This is a genomic window from Luteibacter sp. 621 (assembly GCF_050435445.1).
In the GTDB taxonomy this organism is placed as follows: Bacteria; Pseudomonadota; Gammaproteobacteria; order Xanthomonadales; family Rhodanobacteraceae; genus Luteibacter.
This window is the reverse complement of record NZ_JBNDKI010000024.1, coordinates 1-18,921: the sequence shown is the minus strand read 5'-3', so window position 1 is coordinate 18,921 and position 18,921 is coordinate 1. Positions and strand designations below refer to the sequence as shown.

The window sequence follows — 18,921 nt, the reverse complement described above, 5'->3', positions numbered from 1 at the left end:
ATCACTTATCCATGCGGTAGGGGCCCATCAGCTCCGGATCGATATCCTGCTGGGGCATATCAGGCGGGAGATCGCCGGTGGCGATCGCCTGCTTCAACCGGAACACGTAGGCCAGGATCTGGGCCACGGCCACGTACAGGGCCGAGGGGATTTCGCGTCCGATTTCCGTCGTGTGATACAAGGCTCGTGCCAACGGGGCCGCTTCCACCACCGGCACCTTCGAATCGGTGCCCAATTGCCGGATCTGCAGGGCAATCACGTCCATGCCCTTGGCCACCACGCGCGGCGCTCCCATGCGGTTTTCGTCGTATTTAAGGGCCACCGAGAAGTGCGTCGGGTTGGCGATGATGACATCAGCCGTGGGCACGTCTTCCATCATGCGGCGGCGGGCCATCTGGTGCTGCATCTGGCGGATTTTTGACTTCAGCTCAGGTGAGCCTTCGTTTTCCTTGTGCTCGTCCTTCACTTCCTGCTTGGTCATCTTCATCTTCGACATGAAGCTGTACTTCTGCCACGGCGCATCCACCAGGCCGATGGCGCCCATCGCGATCGCGAAGATGAGCGATGCGCTACCGAACATGCTGAAAGCGTGGGCGATGCCCTCCTCGACCGGCCCCGAGCCCACGGCATACATTTCCAACGTGCTCTTACGCAGGTACCAGGCCAGCGCACCACCGATCAGCAGCAGCTTCAGCAGGGATTTGCCCAGCTCGACCAGGCCATTCTTCGAGACCAGCCGGGAGAAGCCCTGGATGGGATCGAGCCGATCAAACTTGGGCGCAAGCGCCTCGAATGAGAAATTCAGGCCGCCCATGAGCGCCGGCGCGGCCACCGACGCAGCGACCGTCACGGCGAATAGCGGCCCCAGCATGCGCAAGGCTTCCATCACGCAGGTCATGAGGGCGCGCTCCAGCCCGTTGGCCGCGAACAGGTCCTCGCGGCCGTAGTTCAGGCCTACCCGCATGATATTGGCGGCGTGGGTGGCCATCTGGGCGTGCGAGGCGATGAGCATGGCCACGCCCGCGAACACCACGATGGCGGTGGAAAGCTCCCGGGAGCGCGGAAGTTCGCCTTTTTCACGTGACTCACGCAGCCGTTTATCACTAGGGGCTTCGGTTTTGTCTTCCTTATCCGCACCTTCGCTCACGGCTTACCTCCCGATGAGCTGGCGCATGGTTTCCCATGCATCCGTGGTGAGCGAATCGAAGGCGCTGGGCAGGCCACGTAGGGCAAGCCAGACAGCGATCAGACCGAGGCAGATGGTGATCGGGAAGCCGACCGCGAAAAGATTCATTGAGGGCGCCGAGCGGCTGATGGCGCCGAAGCCCAGGTTCACGATCAACAGTGCCGTGAGCGCGGGCAACGCTACCCGAACGGCACCGGCGAACAGGTGGGTAGCAAACGTGAGCACGCCCCACAGGCCGTTCGTGCCGATGCCATCCTGGCCCACCGGCATGCTGCGGAAGCTTTCCGCCAGCAGGTCGATCAGCTGCAGGTGGCCGTTCATCACCAGGAACAACAGGGTGACCAGCATGGTGTAGAACTGGCTGAGCACAGGCGTAGTACCGCCCACGCCAGGGTTCACCACCTCGGCGAAGCCAAGGCTCATGGCCTGCGAGACGTACTGGCCACCGAACGAAACCGCTTCAAAGACCAGCTTCAGGATAAAGCCCAGCGCGCCGCCGATCAGGATCTGCTGGGCCAGCGTCGCGACACCGGCCGCCGAGAGTGGGCGGATATCCAGCGGGGCCAGCGGCGCCAGCACGATGGTGAGCATGATGGTGAGGCCCAGCCGGATCCGGGTCGGGATCATGTTGGAGCCGAGCACGGGTGCCACGAGCATCAGGCCGGAAATACGCGCCATCGCCCAGCACGCGCTACCCACCCAACCTTCGAGCTGGCCGAGCTCCAGTGGCATCAACGCACCGCCTGGGGCAGGTTTTCGATGAGCGTGCGGGTGAAATCGACCATGGTGCGCAGCATCCACGGGCCGGTGATGATGGCGACGAGCGCCATGCAGATCAGCTTCGGGATGAAGCTCAGGGTCTGCTCGTTGATCTGCGTGGCGGCCTGCACCATGCCGATGATGAGGCCCACCGCCAGCGCGGTGAGCAGCAGCGGCGCGCCGATCAGCATGGCGATGTGCAGGGCCTGCTGGCCGAAGTTGATGACCGATTCGGGCGTCACTGGAAGAAGCTCCCCGCCAGGGTGCCAAGCAGCAAGGTCCAGCCGTCGACCAGCACGAAAAGCATGATCTTGAACGGCAGCGAGATGATCATGGGCGAGACCATCATCATGCCCATGGACATGAGCACGGAGGCGACGACCAGATCGATGATCAGGAACGGGATGAACAGCAGGAAGCCCATCTGGAACGCGGTCTTCAGCTCGCTGGTGACGAACGCGGGCAGCGCCACGCGGTAAGGCACGGCTTCCTTGTCGGCGTACGGCTGCTCGCCGGCCAGCTTGGTGAACAGCTGCAGGTCGGGCTCACGGGTCTGTTCGAGCATGAAGTGCTTGAACGGCGCCGCCGCGGCGGGCAGCGCGTCCTGAACACTCATCTGGCCATCCATGTACGGCTTCAGGCCGGCGTCGTAGGCCTTGTTCAGCACCGGCGACATCACGAACAGGGTGAGGAACAACGACAGGCCCAGAATCACCTGGTTCGGCGGCGTGCTGTTGGTGCCCAGCGCCTGGCGCAGGAAGCCCAGCACGATGATGATGCGGGTGAACGAGGTCATCATCAGCAGGATCGCCGGGAGGACCGTCAGCGCGGTCATCAGCGCCAGCATCTGGATGGACAGCGACCACTGCTGGCCGCCATTGGCGCCCGGCTGCACGTTCACCAGTGGGATGCCCGGCGGCTCGGCCGCGAACGCGGCGAACGGGGCAAGGAGGAGGAGCAGCAACAGCCCCCACTTCAGGTACTTCATGGACGCTTCCACTGGGAAAGGATGTCGCGGAAACCGCGGATCGCCTGGCCGTCCTGCGGCGTAGCGTCTTCCTGCACCGGGGTATCGAGCACGTGCAGCGTGCGCAGGCCACCCGTGGGCGAGGCGCCCACCAGCAGCTGGGTGCCACCCACCTCGATCAGCATCACCTTCTCCTTGATGCCCACCGGCATGGATTCGATCACGCGAATCTTCCGGCCACCCGGGCGAATACGCGCCTGGGCACGGCGGCTTAGCCAGCCGACGAAGAAGATGAGCGCCACGACGCCCAGCAGGCTGATCAGGACGCGAACCAGTTCCGCGCCCGAATCCACCGCCGGCGCGGCCGCCACCGGGGCGACCGGGGCCGCCAACAGGGCGCAAGGGAGGAAGCCGCCCGTAAGGGCAGCGGCAATGCGGCGCATGGGCGGCCCTCAGCGGAGCTTGCGGACGCGTTCGGCCGGGCTGATCACGTCGGTCAGGCGGATGCCGAACTTTTCGTTGATCACCACCACCTCGCCGTGGGCGACGAGCGTGCCGTTCACGAAGACATCGAGCGGCTCACCAGCGGCGCGGTCGAGTTCGACCACAGAGCCCTGGTTGAGCTGGAGCAGGTTACGGATGCTGATCTTGGTGCGGCCTACTTCCATGGCCATGGTGACCGGCACATCGAGGATGACATCGAGGTTGACGTCGCTGCCCAGGCCCATGTTCTTGGTGAGATCGGCGGCGCCGTCGACGGGTTCGAGGATGGTGGGTTCGTTCATGTCCGAGTATCCGGTGCGTTGCTGGGATGACTTACCCATGGAAGCAAACGGCGTGCCATGCTTTTGGCACGTGGCGGAACGACGGATTATCTTGCTATTTCAGCGGCTTATCGGAGGTACATATTCGGCCGAATGCAGGTCACGGCGGAAACCTGACGCTCGACGGCAGTTAGTCACCGTGACGGTCAGTTGACGTCGTAAAAACCCACCGGTCACGCCGGCTCGGCGGCCGCGGGCACCGCGACCGATGGCTTGATCGACGGGCGGCGCATGTGCGACTCGAACTGCACCGCCTTGTTGCCGGCCGCGTTGGCCATGCGGCCGCGGAAGATCGGCACGTCTTCGGCAAACACCGTCGCCAGGTCCGGCATGCTGATGGGGATGATGTCGCCCTTGCGCAGGTGCAGGAAATCGCCAATGGTCAGGCGAGCCTCGGCCAGCATGGAGGTGACCTCCACCTCGGCATCGAGGATTTCCTCGTGCAGGTTCTGGATCCAGCGCTCGTCGCGTTCGGCGCGGTCGCTCTGGACGCCCGCATCGAGCAGCTCACGAATGGGCTCCACCATCGAATACGGCAGGGTGAGGTGAATTTCACCGCCGCCACCATCCAGCTCCACGTGGAAGCGCGAGACCACCACGGTTTCCGTGGGGCTGACGATGTTGGCGAACTGCGGATTGATCTCGGAATTCAGGAACTCGAACTGCATCTTGAGCACGGGCGCCCAGGCCTCGGCCATGGCGCCAAACGCCTCTGCCAGCACGATCTGGATGACGCGGTTTTCGGTGGGCGTGAAGTCACGGCCCTCAATACGGGCGTGGAAGCGGCCATCGCCACCGAAGAAGTTATCGATCACCGTGAAGACCAGGCGCGGCTCGAAGACCATGAGTGCGGTACCACGCAGGGGCTTGATGCGCACCAGGTTCAGGTTGCTCGGCACGGCCAGCGAATGGACGTACTCGTTGAACTTGGTCATCTTCACGCCCAGCACCGAAACTTCGCACGACTTGCGCAGCACGTTGAACAGGTTGGCGCGGAAATAGCGGGCGAAACGGTCGTTGACCATTTCCAGGGTCGGCAGGCGGCCGCGGACGATGCGGTCCTGCTGGGTGAAGTCGTAGTCGAGTATCGAGCCCGGCGGCGGTGGCGGCTCGAGCTCCGTTTCAACGGCGCCGCCCTCCACGCCCGCCAGCAGGGCATCGATTTCTTCCTGGGTGAGGATATCGCTCATGGCTGGACGGCTCCCGTCACTGCATGATGAAGCTGGTGAAATACAGGGCATCGACGCCTGGGCGGCCGATCTTTTCCTTCAGCACGCGCTGCACTTCCGCCAGCGCGGCGGCCTGCAGCTTCTGCTTGCCCTTCACATCGGAGAGCGATTTCACATCCTGCGCCGAGAACAGCATGAGCAGGGCGTTGCGAATCTCCGGATCGGCTTCTTTCGCGGCAGCGATCGCTTCGGGGTCGTGGGACATCACGTTGACGCCCACCTGCAGGAAGCGCAGCGCGGCCTCGTCCTGAAAGTTGACCACGAAGGCGGGATCCAGCTGCAGGTAAACGGCAGGCTTGGTCTTGGCGGCATCCGCGGCGGCCTGTTCCGCGCTCTTCGGGTGGCCGCCCTTCAGCATGAAGAAGGCCCCACCGCCACCGGCGGCGAGCACGACGAGCGCGGCAATCACCAGCAGCTTGCCCTTGCCCTTCTTCTTACCTTCTTCGCCTTCTTTCTTTGCCGTGGCCATGCGGGTGAAACCTCATTGATGCGGATGCGATGTGTGGCTGGCCCAGAAGGCCCCGCAGGTATTGTTGCAAGCGGCGTGCCATGACGCCCAGTAGGTGCAGGCCTCACGAACACCACATTTCGAGCGGTTTTCGGCCAGGGACAGCATGCGACCCGCTTGGCGGAAAATTGACGCGTGACGTCATTACGTCACGACAATCACTCATGCCACCTCGTCGACCAACCCGCGCGACACGCGTGACGTGGACGCGGTGACCAGCGTATCGGCGTTGCCATCGGACTGGCCTGCGTTACCGCCCTGCCCCTGGCCCTGGTTGCCACTGTTGTTCTGCTGGGCGCCACCCTGGTTCACCTCGGCGTTGCCGAGCGAAAGGCCATGGTGCGCCAGCATGGCATCCAGGTTCGAGAGCGTCTGCTGCACGGCGTGAACTGCGGCCGGATGCTGCGCCATGATCGCGACGTTCACTTTGCCGCCATCGACGTTCACACGCACATCCATGCTACCCAACTCTTCCGGGTGCAGCTTGATGCGGGCTTCCTTCACGCCGCCGGCCGCGGAGCTCATCCAGGCGATCTGCTCGCCCAGTTCCTGAGTGAACTGCGGGGACGTCGCCGCCTGGGTGGCCTGCAACTGCACCGGACCACTCGCCTGGCCCGCGGGCGCCGAATGCGCAAGCGGTATGGGGCTCATGGTCGTCAGGTCCACACCCTTGGCGTCATCCTTGCCTGCGTGCGCGGCGGCACCCTCGGAGGCCAGCAACGTGGCAAACGGCGAGGCCGTGAGCGCCGCCGCATCACCCGCTGCTGCGGCGGTGGTAGCGGGCAACGCGTTGAGGCCACCGTCCTTCGCTGCAGCAGCCGCATCGGCGGGATCACCCTTGCCCCCCGTAAGCGCGGCAAGAGCCTCGGCGGGGTTACCCGTGGCGACGCCCTTGGCGGCGCCAAGCGCTGCCGCCGCTACCTGGGTCACCTGCGCGGGCACGCCAATGAGCGCTAGCATCGAAGACGCCAGCGACGTATCGCCATCGGCCTTGGTGTCGTCCTTCTTGTCGGCGTCGTCGTCCTTGTCGGCCGTGGTGTCGTCTTTCTTCGCGTCGGAAGCCTTGCTTGTCGATTTGTCCGCAGGCGCTTTGGTCGTTGTCTTCGTATCCGAATCGCGCCGGGACTCGGCGGGCTTGTGCGCATCGGTGGGCTTATGGGCATCCGCCTGCTTGTGCGCATCGGCCCGTGCCGCATCCAGGGCATGGTCGAACCCCGACCGCGCGCTCGACGTATCGCCGGTGGACGCCGCCTGGCTCGACGCTGGCGTGGGCGACGAGGCGTGCGTGGTAGCCGGCGGGCGGGCCGCGTTGAGGAGAAGCGAGGCGTTGTTCATGCGTTTGGCTCGATAGGGTCGATCGACGGGAGGCGTGGCGTTGCGCACGTCATGCCTCGCGCCTTGGGGTTCGGCGGTATTGGGACCGTTCGTCGGCTTGTTCCTGCTCGCGACGGTCCTGGGTTTTGCGTTCCTGCTCGCGATACTTGGCGGTGACCGAATCCAGCGCCTTCGCACGGCCGCGCGCTTCGGCCCAATCGCCACGCGCGCGCTCGAGGGCGCGCTCGCGGCGCTGCACCTCACCCAACTGCTGCACGATGGCCATATCAATCTTCTGCAGGAACTGCTGGCGATTCAGGAGCTCCGCCACACCGATGCCCGAGGGCATCTCCGCGTATTCGTTGCGGTAGCGGCGAAGTTCAACCAGCTGTTGTTCCGCATCGGCGACGGCGCGTTGTTGCACCGCAAGCGCCCGCGTGGCCTCCTCCGCCTTTTCGGCGGCAAGATCCACGACCGGCTGGAGGCGATCGGCGCGTGAGGGCATCAGCCGGCCCTGGCGGCGTCGACGAGCCCGGCTTCGGCCTCGTCGAGGAATACGGGAACATCGGTTTCCTGCTGGAGGAAGGCCGATAGCTTGGGATAAAGCGCGATGGCCTCGTCGGTACGGGGATCGCTGCCCTGCTTGTAGGCGCCTACGGCAATCAGGTCACGCTGCTGGCGGTACGCGGAGTACACCTGGCGGAAGCGCTGTGCCGCACGCATGTGATCCTTGCTCACCACCGAATGCATGACACGGCTGATCGAGGCTTCGATATCGATGGCCGGGTAATGCCCTGCCTCGGCCAGGTCGCGCGACAGGACGATGTGGCCATCGAGGATGGCACGAGCGGAATCGGCGATGGGATCGTGACGGTAATCATCACCCTCGGTAAGGACCGTGTAGAACGCCGTGATGGAACCGCGCCCCTCGGCATCGTTGCCCGCACGTTCCACCAGCGCCGGCAGCATGGCGAACACCGACGGTGGGTAACCCTTGGTCGCCGGCGGCTCACCGATCGCGAGCGCAATCTCGCGCTGCGCCTGGGCGTAGCGGGTCAGCGAATCCATCAGTAACAGGACCTTCAGGCCCTGGTCGCGGAAATGCTCGGCGACGGCAGTGGCCACCTGCGCACCACGCAAGCGCGAGAGAGGCGGCGCATCGGCAGGGGCGGCAATCACCACGGCGCGACGGCGCCCTTCTTCGCCCAGCGTGTGGTCAACGAATTCCTTGACTTCGCGGCCACGCTCGCCGATCAGCCCCACCACCACCACATCGGCGTTGGTGAAGCGCGTCATCATGCCCATCAGGGTGGATTTACCCACGCCGGAGCCCGCGAACAGGCCGATACGCTGGCCACGACCTACTGTGAGCAATGAATTGATCGCGCGAACACCGGTATCCAACGGCGTATCGATGGGCTGCCGAAGCATCGGGTTGATCGGATCGCGGCGCAACGGCGCACGGTCGCGTGCCAGGAGCGGACCCAGGCCATCCAGCGGCACGCCATCGGGCCCGATAACGCGACCCAGCAGCGAATCACCCACGGGAATACCGGAGACCGACGCGACCGGGGTGACCCGTGCATTGGGCAGCACGCCGTGCATTTCGCCTGTCGGCATGAGTAACAGGCGGCCATCGGAGAAGCCGACCACTTCGGTTTCCAGCTGCTTGCCATCCGCACCCGACACCATGCAGCGCGAACCAACCGGCGCCTCGCAACCGACCGCTTCGAGCGTAAGCCCCACCACGCGGCGCAGCTTCCCCTCGGCTTGCAGCGGGCGCACTCGCTCCACGTTGGCGCGCTGTACCGCAAGCGCGTCGCGCCAGTGCGCGGTGCGGTTCGCTTTATGGTTATCGGCGTTCACGGCGTGGCGGCCTCGCCAGCCCCGTCGATCTCACTTTCATCCACCGGCGGGGCGATAAGGACGCTATCGATGACGGCGGCCAGGCGCGTACGTACGCGGGCATCGAGCCGCGAATGCTCGCTTTCCAGGCGAACGTCGCCGCGCTCAAGCGCCACATCGTCGACGATGCTGCCCTCGTGGTCCACCGAGGCGCGGTGCTCGCGAACCAGCGCGGCATCGGCCGGGTTCAAGTGGATTTTAAGGTGGCGCGAGCCGGCCGGCAGCACATCGACGGCTTGGTGCACCACATCAAGGATTTTTTCGGGGCGCGAGGCGATCTCGTAGCCCAACACGCGCTCAGCGATAAGGGTGGCCAGCGCCGCCAGATCACCCGCCACGTCACTGTCCAGTTCAGCGAATGGACGCTCCACCGCGGCAAACAGCGCATCAAGGCGCGCCACCTGCGAGGCAAGTTCGCGCTTTGCCATCGCCCGGCCTTCATTCAGGCCGGCATTGAAGCCCTCTTCACGCGCCTGGCGCTCAATGGCTTCGATTTCCGCGACCGTCGGCCGATGGGGAGCATCGTCCTCTTCCACCTCGTCCACATGCTGCACCGGGGAACCACCGACGATCGGCAGTTCCCAGCGTTCGAACTGATCGACGCGCTCGCGGGAGAGGATGGAGGTGAGGCTCATCAGACGAACTCTTCCCCGCCACCGGCGAGATTGATCTGGCCCGCGTCAGCCAGGCGGCGCGCGGTAGCCAGCACTTCTTTCTGCGCCGCATCCACTTCGGATAGGCGTACGGGGCCCTTCACTTCCAGGTCGTCGCGCAGCATATCGGCGGCGCGCTTGGACATGTTGGCGAAGATCTTCTCGCGAATGGCGGCATCCGCACCCTTCAGCGCGGTAATGAGGCGCGCCGACGGCACTTCACGCAGGAGTACCTGCATGCTGCGGTCGTCGAGTTCAGCCAGGTCATCAAAGACGAACATGAGCTCTTCGATGCGATCGCCCAGGCCAGTATCGATGCCACGGATGGAGCTCATCAACTCGGCCTCGCGCGATGTTTCCATCGCGTTGAGGATATCCGCCGCGGCCTTGAGGCCACCAACCGTCGCCGACTTCAGCTTATTGGAGTTGCCCGAGAACTGACGCTCCATGATCTCATCGAGTTCGTTCAACGCATGCGGCTGCACGCCATCGAGCGTGGCGATACGCATCACCACGTCGCTGCGCGTGCGTGCCGGCAGGTAGCCAATCACTTCCGCGGCCTGGTCCGGCTCGAGATGCGCGAGCACTAGCGCGATGATCTGCGGGTGTTCCTGGCTGATCATCTCGCCGATAGCGCGGCTTTCCATCCACTTCAACGATTCCAGGCCCTTGCTGCTACGGCCCAGCAGAATGCGATCGATGAGGCCACCTGCCTTGTTTTCGCCCAGGGCGTTCACAAGAATGCGGCGAATGTAATCCTCGGTGCCCACGCCGATGGCCGTGTGCTGGCCCACATCTTCCTGCAGTTTGGTAAGGACAACCTCGACCTGCTCCTTCGAGACGTTCTTCAGCTGCGCCATGGCGGTACCCACCGCCTGCACATCACGCGCACCGAGATGCTTGAGGATGTTGGCGGCGTCCTCCTCACCCAGGGTGAGAAGAAGGATCGCGGCCTTTTGCGCGCCCGTCAGGGCTTCTTTCGACTCAGCCGCCATCGTCGGATACCCAGCTCTTCACGACCTGCGCTACCTGCTTCGGATTCTCGGCCGCCATCCGCTTGGCAAGGCCGACTTTTTGTTCATATGCCAGCAGCGCCGGTGCGCCAAGCTGGACCTGGGAAGCGATGTGCGAACGATCCGGCGACATGTCGTCATCATCGACCATGACCGAAACCGTAGGCATGGGGCCGGCGAGGGCCATGCCCTGCTCCGTTGACGGGGCCGGCTTCAGCAGGCCCTTCAGCATGGGGCGCAGCACGAAGAAGCCAACGATCAGGGCCACCATGACACCCAGGCCCTGCTTGATCAGATCGAGCATGCCCGGGCGTTCCCAGAACGCGGGGCTCTGCGGCGCATCTTCCGCGGCGACGCCGTGGAACGGTTCGTTGATGACACTGACACTATCGCCGCGCTCGGTGCTGAAGCCCACCGCGTTCTTGGTAAGTTCGGTGAGCCGCTGCAGCTCTTCCGGCGTGAACGGTACGCTTTTTGTCTTGCCATCCTTGTCTGGCACGGTCTTGTTATCGACCACCACCGCGACGGTGAGGCGGGCGACCTTGCCGGCGGGATCCGTCACGTGGCTGACCGTACGGTCCAGCTCGTAGTTGCGGGTGGCGTTCTCGGTCTTCTGGGTCGGCGTCTGGGAGGTCTGCGTGCTGGCCGCCTGGCCCGGCGTGCCGGGTTTGCCGGCGTTCGGATTCGCAGCGGTCGGGTTGCCACCGGCGTTGGGCGGCTGGTTGCTCAGCGCACCTGGCACACCACCGTTAGCAGCCGGATCGGTGCGCATATCGCTGCTGGTCTGCTCACTGCGCAGCGCCGGATTATCGTGGTTGAACGTTTCGCTGGCCTTCTCGGTAGAGGAGAAGTCGAGATCGGCGAACACCTGGGCCCGGACCTTGCCAGCACCGACGAGCGGCGCCAGCAGGTCTTCGACCCGCTGCGTATAGGTCGCTTCGATACGGTTGGACAGGCGCAGGCGGTTATCGCCGATGGCGGCCGGGCTATCCGGGTCGTTCTGGGTGAGCAGGCTGCCGCCCTGGTCGATGACCGAGACGTTGCGCGTATCGAGCTCCGGCACGCTGGCTGCGACGAGGTGCACGATCGCCGCTACCTGGCCCTGGTCGAGGGTACGGCCCGGGTACAGCGTGACCACGACCGATGCGCTGGCCGGCTTGTTGTCGCGGATGAAGGCGGACGGCTTCGGCAGGGCCAGATGTACGCGCGCGGCACGCACCGACTGCAAGCCGGCAATCGTGCTGCCGAGATCGGCCTCGAGCGCGGACTGGTAGTGCGAGCGCTCGGCCATGTCGCTCATGCCAAACGGCGAATCGGCCTGCGGCTGCGCGTTGGCGGTGCCCTGCGGCAGGCCCTGGCCCGCGAGTTTCAGGCGCACGGCGGCCACATCGGCGGCCGGCACGAAGATGGAGCTGCCATCGGTGCTGAGCGTATACGGCTCGTTTTGCGTCTGCAGCGCCTGGGTAACGGCGGCGGCATCTTTCTGCTCCAGGCCACCGTAAAGCAGCCCGTAGTTCGGTGCACGCGACCACATGACCGCGGCGATGCCGATAGCCACCGCACCTGCGATACCTGCAAGCATGAACAGCTGGCGCGCGGCCGGCGTCTGCGCGAGCGACTTCAGCGAGTGCATGCGCGATGCCGAGCTGGTGTCCGTATTGGCGACGCCGTTATCAGCCATGGTGTGGATTCAGTCCTGTGATTCGTGGCACGTCGATCAGATCGACATGTTCATGATTTCTTTGTACGCATCGACCATCTTGTTGCGCACCTCAGTCATGGCGCGGAACGAGAGATCGGCTTTCTGGCCCTGGATCATGACCTGGGCGAGATCGATGCCGGGGTCGCCACGCTCGAACGCGGCGGAAAGCTGACCCGCCTTCTGCTGCGTTTCGTTCACGCTGTTGATCGATTGCTTAAGCAGATCGCCGAACGCGCCCTTCTGGGCCGGTGCGGCTTCGCCCACGCCACGGATTGCGGGCATCTCCGTCTGCGCGCTGATGCGGCGCATCTGGAGCAGGAGGCTGTTGACGTCGATCGTGGTCATGACGGTTTTCCAACGCGTAATCGTCTTACCGACACTTCAAGCACGACCCATGCCAACAGACGGGATGGTTTAACCCGCCTGCGCGGCCTCGGACAGGCCGTACTTGCGCAGCTTCTCCACCAGCGTGGTGCGCTGGACGCGGAGCAGCTTGGCGGCATGCGCCACCACGCCGTTGGCGGAATCGAGCGCCTGGCGGATCAGGCCGATTTCGATGCCGGCAAGATGGTCCTTCAGGTCGAGACCGCCCTGCGGCAGTACCGACGGGTCGCCTTCACCGCCGAAACGGAACGTTTCGGTGATCTCCGGCTCGGCTTCCATCATGGCGATGAGGGCCGCCCCCGATACTTCCTCAACCGGCGTGGCACCGCGGTACTTTTCCGGCAGATCGGCGGCACGCACTTCGCCCTGGGGCATGAGGATGGCCATGCGCTCGACCAAGTTCGACAGCTCGCGCACGTTACCCGGCCACGGGTGCTGGCAAAGCGCATTCATGGCGCTCGGGGTGAAGCGCACCGACGACAGGCCACGCTGGACCAGGCGCTGGTTGAATTCGGCAATAAGGGCCGGCAGGTCTTCCAGGCGCTGACGCAGCGGCGGCATTTCCAGCGGGAACACCGACAGGCGGTAGAACAGGTCTTCGCGGAAGGTACCGCGTTCGATCGAGCCCTCGAGATCACGGTGCGTAGCGGCGATGATGCGGACATCGCAGCGCTGCGCCCGATTGCCGCCAACGCGCTCGAACACACGCTCCTGGAGCACGCGCAGCAGCTTCACCTGCATCGGCAGGCTCATGTCGCCGATTTCGTCCAGGAACAGCGTGCCGCCCTCGGCCAGTTCGAAGCGGCCCTTGCGCGAGCTGATGGCACCGGTGAACGCACCCTTCTCGTGACCGAACAGTTCGCTCTCCAGCAGCTCGGCCGGGATGGCGCCACAGTTGATGGCGACGAACGGCTTGTCACGGCGCGGCGAGCAATCGTGGATAGTACGGGCGACCAGTTCCTTGCCGCTGCCGGATTCGCCCAGCACCAGTACGCTGGAATCGAACGGGGCCACCTGGCGGATAAGCGAGTTCACCCGCTGCATGGGGCCGGACTGGCCCACGAAGCGCAGGTTGGAAGCAATGGGCTGCATGCGTGACTGCAGGCTGCGCAGGGCCTCGGAGAGGCGCTCGTAGCGCAGCGGCATGTCGATCAGTTCGACATTCTGGTTGGTGTCATCGGCGATCAGCGAGGTGGCGATCGGCGAGTCGGCCGCCACCAGCATCGGCAGGTCACGCCCCTGGCGGCCCAGCGGCGCGAGGAAGCCTTCCAACTCCGCCTCGTCATCGACCGTACCCACGTAGGCCCCGCGCCACGCGTCACCGGCTTCAGCCGTGTGCATACGGCTGGCAAGGACAGGGCGGTAACCGAGGAAGGCCAGCGCGGAGCCGATGGCATCGGCGCGGGACGGGTCGGATTCGACGACGAGAAAGTTGGACGACTTCACCGGATATACCTCGCGTAGAGAAGAATCGAAGGCCCCTGGGCGGGTCCGTGCTGGAATCCCGTCGCCTTCGTTGCAAGGTATCAATCAAGGAGCGTGCCAACGTCGGAATTCCGACGGAAGATGGCTGAAAACCGTGTCAGGGAACGCACTCTGGCCGTGTAGGTAAAACCTTTTCGGCAACGTGTGAAAACGCGAAAGTGAGCGTCAGTGTCAATGCTGACGACACGCGTCACGAATGTGACGCAGGAAGACACGCGACGTTCTTACGTCACGTGACGTAAAAGGTCACCCTTGGGTCGCGTGAGCCCTGGCCTCGGCCACCTGGCGGCGATGCTGCCGAAAAACCAGCCTTTCTATCTCGTCACGGACCGGCTCGGAGAGCCCCTCGAAGGCCACGAAGCCCTTGCCGTCCAACGGCCCGGCCTGGCGGACGCCCGGCAGCTCGAGGGGAAGTGCCCTCACCACGTCGAAGTGGAGCTTCAGCAAGACCGGCTGCCCGACCGGCGGCAACCCTTCCCAGGGCAGGACGGCCCCAAGGCCGTTGAAGCGCAGGGAAATACGCGGCGGCAGGGCCGACTGGGGCAATAACAGGCGGTTGACGATCTCCATCAGGACGTTGAGCTTGGCATCCAGCCGGGCCACCTCCTGGCTGAGGGCGTTATCGTCCTCGCCGGTATCCACGCGGCGGTCCATCAGGGCAGCGACGGCCACCAGGACGTTGGCGTTTCGGTCGTTGATCGAAGCCAGTGCGGCCGCGGCTGGGGGCGCGGCAGGCTCACACGTGGCGTGAAAGCGCCCGTCCCAGGTCACCCGCTCGGAAAATCCCTTCCACGCTTCTTCGCTCATGGGCCCGCCCCCGTTTGGGAAGATCAGAACGAAGTATACGCAGCGACGGCGCGGCGGACGCGGCGGCCATTATCAAGAGCCAGGGCGGTCTCATCGCGGGCTGCGGAGACCAGGTCCTTGATGAGGTTATCCATCAGCATGATGGACTTGAGCGATTCGAGCGTTTCCGGCGCAGGACGCATGGCCCCGGCGTACAGCACCGGCTCGCGCTCTGCCGCCAGACCGGTGAGGTCGTCCCAACGGCCTTCGACAGCGGCAGCGTGCATGGCCTCTGTGAGGGCGAGCACCTGATCGATATCGCAGAACGCAGTGGCGGTCACGCTCCAGCTCCCGCCACCTGGCGAGCCTCTGCCGGAATGGCAACCCAGCTATCGCGGATCTGGCCAAGTAAACCAGCTACTTCTTCCAGCGCCTCGGTATCGGCATTGAGGTTTGCGTGCAAAAGCCTGCGATTCATGTAGTCGTACAGCGCCTCGAGGCGGCCGACCAACGGGCTTTGAACCTCATGGTTAAGGCTGTCCTGCAGGCCACCAATGATGTTAATGGCCTTGGAAATGGCTTCGCCACGCGATGCAATGTTGCCCGTGGCGATGCAGGCCACGGCGAGGCGGATACGCTCGAGAGCGCCATCCATGAGAAGGGTGATCAGACCGTGCGGATCGGCCTGCTCGAGGCCGCCGCCGGTACGAATCTGCTGGTAGGCGCCAGCGCCCTGGGAATAGCCAAGTGCCATATCTATCGTCCTGTCCGCCGTCAGCTCTTATTGGTGAGTGCGTCGAACTGCTGGGTGAGGTAGCTGCTGGTGCTCTGCAACTTGGTCATCAAGGTGTCCAGCGCGGTGTACTGCGTGGTCAGGCGGGCCGTGTACGCCGTCATCTGCGTGTCGTAATCGGTCTGCTGCTGGGTAAGGTCTTTTGCCTTATCGTTCAGGTTGTTCGTGCGCTGAGTCAGGATGCCCGACGACGACGTCCAGTTCGTGATCAGCGTATCGAGCTTGCCCGCGATGCCTGTGCTGCCACCGACCAGCGCCGCCGTTTCCTTGGGATTCGTCGCCATGACCTTCGTGAGCTTGGTCGAATCGAACGCGAGCGTGCCGTCTGTCTGGAACGAAACACCGAGGTCACTGAGGGACTTCGGGCCGGCCCCGGCCGCCGCGGACTGCGAGCCGAGCAGGCTGGTGATCTGGCTTTTGATCGACGTGACCGTGGCGTCGCCGATCAGGGCGCCGACCTCGTTATTCGTCGAGTCGTACTTGGTAAGCGACTGGTAGGTGGAGACGAACGAGTTGTACGCGGTGACCAGGTTCTGCACCGCTGTCGTCACGGCCGAGGTGTCATTCGCGATCGAGACCGTGCTTTCGCCCACCTTTGACAGGGTCAACGTGACCCCGTCAATCGCAGTAGCATCCGTATTCGAGGCACTGGTGACCTTAGTGCCGTCGACTGTGTATTCGGCATCCTGGGCCACCGTAGTGGGCGTGCCGGTAGCCGGGTCAAAGTTGAGCCCGGCCAGGCCGCCATCGCCACCACTGCTGGTGACCGTGAAGGCGTTTGCCTTACCGGTGGAGGAAGAGGTGAGGACCAGATGCGCGCCATCCGCGCCGGTAACGATACTGGCCGTAACGCCCGGGTTATCCGCCGACTTATTGATCTGATCGCGTATGTTCTGAAGGGTGTTGGCGCCCGACGCAACATCAATACTCATCGACTTGTCGCCGATGGCAATGTTCAGGGTGCCCGTGCCCACGGCGGCCGTGGAGCTTGAATAAGCCTGCGACGTGGTCTTCTGGGCGCTCGCCAGTTTCGAAACGACAATATCGTAGTTGTTGGGTGTGGCGTCAGAATCGGCCGTCACACCTAGAATCGTGGAGTCACCGACCGACGTTTTCTGCGTCGTAAACGCCGTAGACGTCGAAAGGCTCTTGATTGCCGCCTGCAAGCTCGTCAAGGACGAGGTGAAGTTGCCGATCGCGGAAATCTGCGTGGTATTGGCAGTAACGGCGTCAGAAAGCTGTTTGTCCTTATCGGCGCGCTTGGCGGCGACCAGGTTGGAAACGAGGCTGGCGACGTCGATGGAACTGGAGCCGAGGGTGATGCTGCTGGTGCTGCTGGCCATGAAGCTCTCCTTGAAGACGCCTCACTGCCCGGGCGCCAATTTGTCGACGGCTGGCGCCTGAAAAGCGCCAGCCGCGGACAACTAAGCAATTACCCTGCCAAACCCGGGATTGCCCCGGGGCCGGTAGTGCCCTTCCGGAATTACTGGAGGAGCTTGGTAACGATCTGCTGCGACTGGTTGGCCTGGGCGAGCACCGAGACACCGGCCTGCTGCAGAATCTGCGCCGAGGACATGTTCGCGGTTTCCTGGGCGAAGTCGGCGTCGGTAATGGCCGACTTCGACGAGGTCAGGTTCTGCGAGATGTTCGACAGGTTGGAGATGGTCGAATCGAAGCGGTTCTGCACCGCGCCGAGGTCCGAGCGCAGGTCGGAAACCGACTGCAGGGCGGCGTCGATGCGGGCAATCGTCTCGTTCGCACCGTCCACCGTCTTGACGCTGGAATCAGCAAGCGTTGCGGTCGAAGCGGCCGCCGTGCCAGCGGTCAGGCCAGCGGCGGTCAGGTCGGCCGTCGTGCCGCCGATGGTGACAGTCGAAGCGGAGGCGAACTTCACGGCGCCGTCAGAGCCCACGTAGGCATTGATGCCCTCGCCCGACTGGGCGTTGATGGCATCGGCCAGGTCCTGCGAGGACTTGTAGGTGCCCGAGAGGCTGAACGAAGCATTGTCGCCCACTTTCAGGGTGACATCGCCGATGGTGACCGGAGCAACATCACCCTTCGTGACGCCCGCAACGACCGTGGCGGCGGCGCCATCGTCAGCGTCGGCAACGGTCAGGTTACCGGCGGTGCCAGCCGTGTTGGCCGTCAAGGTCAGGTTACCGCCGACGACAGTGGCGGTCGCACCGATCCCAGCGGTGCTCAGCGCCGAGTTCACGGCGGTGAGGTAATCTGCCTGATTGCGGCCAGCCGCGGCAGCGACGTTGATGTCCTTGCCATTCACGTTCAGCTTCAGCGCGGCAGCCGGATCAGCCGTGGCGGCGAGCGTGACCGACGAGGTCGTCGTGGCCGTGGCCGGATCGAAACCGCCGATCGAACCTTCGTTCAGGCCGCCAAGCTGGCTAGCCTTCATGCCCTGGTTCAGGCCGACGTTGATGACTTCACCGACGTTGGCGCCGACCTGGAAGCTCAGGCTCTTGGCCGAACCGTCCAGCACCTTCATGCCGTTGAAGTTGGTCTGCGTGGCGATACGGGTGACTTCCGACAGACGCTGCTGCACTTCGGCGTCCAGCGCGGCGCGGTCAGAGGCCGAGTTCGAGGCGTTGGTCGACTGAACGGCCAGCTCGCGGATGCGCTGCAGGTTGTTCGTGACTTCGTCCAGCGCCGATTCGGTCGTCTGGGCGAGCGAGATGCCGTCGTTGGCATTGCGCTGCGCCTGGGTCAGGCCGTTGATCTGGGTGGTCATGCGGGTGGAGATCGCCATGCCCGCGGCGTCGTCCTTGGCGCTGTTGATGCGGTTACCCGACGACAGGCGCTCGATAGCCGAAGACAGCTTGTTCTGCGAGGTCGTCAGGTTGCGCTGGGCATTCAGCGACATGATGTTGGTGTTGATGGTCAGAGACATCGTTTTGATCCTTTGGTAGCGGAACCGAATTGCCGGAGTAGGTGCGGCGTATTCCGGCGGGGTTCCGATAGGGAAGCCTTCCGCCTCAGAGAGGTTTACGGCACGCCGGGAGGAAACTTGAGAACTTTTTCTACCTGTCAACAGTTATTTTTTGACGGGGCGGTGAAAGGAGCTCTGCCCAGCCACTGTCGAGGGAGGTATCGGCACTTTCGTGCCGGGGTTTAGGGCCATTTTTCGCTTCCTTGTGTGGAAATCCGGCCAGAGGCTCCTGGCCGGCAACCGTGCCGTTGGTGGAAAAGGTCAACCCAATGTGTCGCAAGAAACCGTGGCGTGGTGGCAACCGCCCGGCAAATCCATCCTTGGCGAACGTCTGTGCGCTCTGCCTTCGGGACCGTGTAGGAGCGGGGGGGGGGGGGGGGGGGGGGGGGGGGGGGGGGCGGGGGGGGGGGGGCGGGGGCCGGGCCGGGGAACGAGCGCAGAACCGCGAGACGGGAGCCACAACCCAGCGCGG

Annotated in this window: 21 protein-coding genes; all 21 read right to left on the bottom strand. The window is 64.2% G+C overall.

Annotated elements, in window-relative coordinates; all coding sequences use genetic code 11:
- Position 1 precedes the first annotated feature (1 nt).
- On the bottom strand, positions 2-1,147 hold the full coding sequence (flhB, locus tag ABIE56_RS19865; protein ID WP_429245538.1) for a flagellar biosynthesis protein FlhB: 1,146 nt from the start codon (positions 1,145-1,147) through the stop codon (positions 2-4).
- A gap of 3 nt (positions 1,148-1,150) precedes the next feature.
- The gene (gene fliR, locus ABIE56_RS19860; protein ID WP_429245537.1) at positions 1,151-1,918 is read right to left on the bottom strand and encodes a flagellar biosynthetic protein FliR; all 768 of its coding nucleotides are present in this window, start codon (positions 1,916-1,918) and stop codon (positions 1,151-1,153) included.
- Positions 1,918-2,187: a flagellar biosynthesis protein FliQ gene (gene fliQ, locus ABIE56_RS19855; protein ID WP_429245536.1), complete on the bottom strand. Its 270-nt coding sequence runs from the start codon at positions 2,185-2,187 to the stop codon at positions 1,918-1,920. Before fliQ ends, fliR begins: the two co-directional genes overlap by 1 nt.
- Positions 2,184-2,933, bottom strand: coding sequence for a flagellar type III secretion system pore protein FliP (fliP, locus tag ABIE56_RS19850; protein ID WP_429245535.1), 750 nt, complete (start codon positions 2,931-2,933; stop codon positions 2,184-2,186). The genes fliQ and fliP overlap by 4 nt, the downstream gene beginning before the upstream one ends.
- Complete coding sequence (fliO, locus tag ABIE56_RS19845) at positions 2,930-3,355, bottom strand: flagellar biosynthetic protein FliO (protein ID WP_429245534.1); 426 nt, start codon at positions 3,353-3,355, stop codon at positions 2,930-2,932. Before fliO ends, fliP begins: the two co-directional genes overlap by 4 nt.
- 9 nt (positions 3,356-3,364) lie before the next feature.
- On the bottom strand, positions 3,365-3,640 hold the full coding sequence (gene fliN, locus ABIE56_RS19840) for a flagellar motor switch protein FliN (RefSeq protein ID WP_211352790.1): 276 nt from the start codon (positions 3,638-3,640) through the stop codon (positions 3,365-3,367).
- A 269-nt stretch (positions 3,641-3,909) separates the two neighbouring features.
- Positions 3,910-4,926, bottom strand: a complete 1,017-nt coding sequence (fliM, locus tag ABIE56_RS19835) for a flagellar motor switch protein FliM (protein ID WP_429245533.1) — start codon at positions 4,924-4,926, stop codon at positions 3,910-3,912.
- A 16-nt stretch (positions 4,927-4,942) separates the two neighbouring features.
- Complete coding sequence (locus ABIE56_RS19830; RefSeq protein WP_429245532.1) at positions 4,943-5,434, bottom strand: flagellar basal body-associated FliL family protein; 492 nt, start codon at positions 5,432-5,434, stop codon at positions 4,943-4,945.
- 201 nt (positions 5,435-5,635) lie between these two features.
- Positions 5,636-6,808 (bottom strand): flagellar hook-length control protein FliK, encoded by a 1,173-nt coding sequence (locus ABIE56_RS19825; protein WP_429245531.1) that lies wholly within the window; start codon positions 6,806-6,808, stop codon positions 5,636-5,638.
- A gap of 49 nt (positions 6,809-6,857) precedes the next feature.
- Positions 6,858-7,292, bottom strand: coding sequence for a flagellar export protein FliJ (fliJ, locus tag ABIE56_RS19820; protein WP_429245530.1), 435 nt, complete (start codon positions 7,290-7,292; stop codon positions 6,858-6,860).
- The gene (fliI, locus tag ABIE56_RS19815) at positions 7,292-8,653 is read right to left on the bottom strand and encodes a flagellar protein export ATPase FliI (protein ID WP_429245529.1); all 1,362 of its coding nucleotides are present in this window, start codon (positions 8,651-8,653) and stop codon (positions 7,292-7,294) included. The genes fliJ and fliI overlap by 1 nt, the downstream gene beginning before the upstream one ends.
- A complete protein-coding gene (locus ABIE56_RS19810) occupies positions 8,650-9,327 on the bottom strand; it encodes a FliH/SctL family protein (RefSeq protein WP_429245528.1) in 678 nt (225 codons plus the stop codon). Before ABIE56_RS19810 ends, fliI begins: the two co-directional genes overlap by 4 nt.
- Positions 9,327-10,316, bottom strand: a complete 990-nt coding sequence (gene fliG, locus ABIE56_RS19805; protein WP_247436858.1) for a flagellar motor switch protein FliG — start codon at positions 10,314-10,316, stop codon at positions 9,327-9,329. Before fliG ends, ABIE56_RS19810 begins: the two co-directional genes overlap by 1 nt.
- 13 nt (positions 10,317-10,329) lie before the next feature.
- Complete coding sequence (gene fliF / locus ABIE56_RS19800; protein ID WP_429245527.1) at positions 10,330-12,039, bottom strand: flagellar basal-body MS-ring/collar protein FliF; 1,710 nt, start codon at positions 12,037-12,039, stop codon at positions 10,330-10,332.
- 36 nt (positions 12,040-12,075) lie between these two features.
- On the bottom strand, positions 12,076-12,405 hold the full coding sequence (gene fliE, locus ABIE56_RS19795; RefSeq protein WP_247428853.1) for a flagellar hook-basal body complex protein FliE: 330 nt from the start codon (positions 12,403-12,405) through the stop codon (positions 12,076-12,078).
- A 69-nt stretch (positions 12,406-12,474) separates the two neighbouring features.
- Positions 12,475-13,890, bottom strand: a complete 1,416-nt coding sequence (locus ABIE56_RS19790; RefSeq protein ID WP_429245526.1) for a sigma-54 dependent transcriptional regulator — start codon at positions 13,888-13,890, stop codon at positions 12,475-12,477.
- Positions 13,891-14,175: 285 nt separating this feature from the next.
- Complete coding sequence (locus ABIE56_RS19785) at positions 14,176-14,736, bottom strand: PilZ domain-containing protein (protein WP_429245525.1); 561 nt, start codon at positions 14,734-14,736, stop codon at positions 14,176-14,178.
- 23 nt (positions 14,737-14,759) lie between these two features.
- Entirely contained in the window at positions 14,760-15,056 is a 297-nt protein-coding gene (locus tag ABIE56_RS19780) for a flagellar protein FliT (protein ID WP_429245524.1), read from the bottom strand.
- Positions 15,053-15,469, bottom strand: a complete 417-nt coding sequence (gene fliS / locus ABIE56_RS19775; protein ID WP_429245523.1) for a flagellar export chaperone FliS — start codon at positions 15,467-15,469, stop codon at positions 15,053-15,055. The genes ABIE56_RS19780 and fliS overlap by 4 nt, the downstream gene beginning before the upstream one ends.
- A gap of 20 nt (positions 15,470-15,489) precedes the next feature.
- The gene (gene fliD, locus ABIE56_RS19770) at positions 15,490-16,851 is read right to left on the bottom strand and encodes a flagellar filament capping protein FliD (protein ID WP_429245522.1); all 1,362 of its coding nucleotides are present in this window, start codon (positions 16,849-16,851) and stop codon (positions 15,490-15,492) included.
- Positions 16,852-16,991: 140 nt separating this feature from the next.
- Complete coding sequence (locus ABIE56_RS19765) at positions 16,992-18,410, bottom strand: flagellin (RefSeq protein ID WP_429245521.1); 1,419 nt, start codon at positions 18,408-18,410, stop codon at positions 16,992-16,994.
- Between the last annotated feature and the right edge of the window lie 511 nt (positions 18,411-18,921).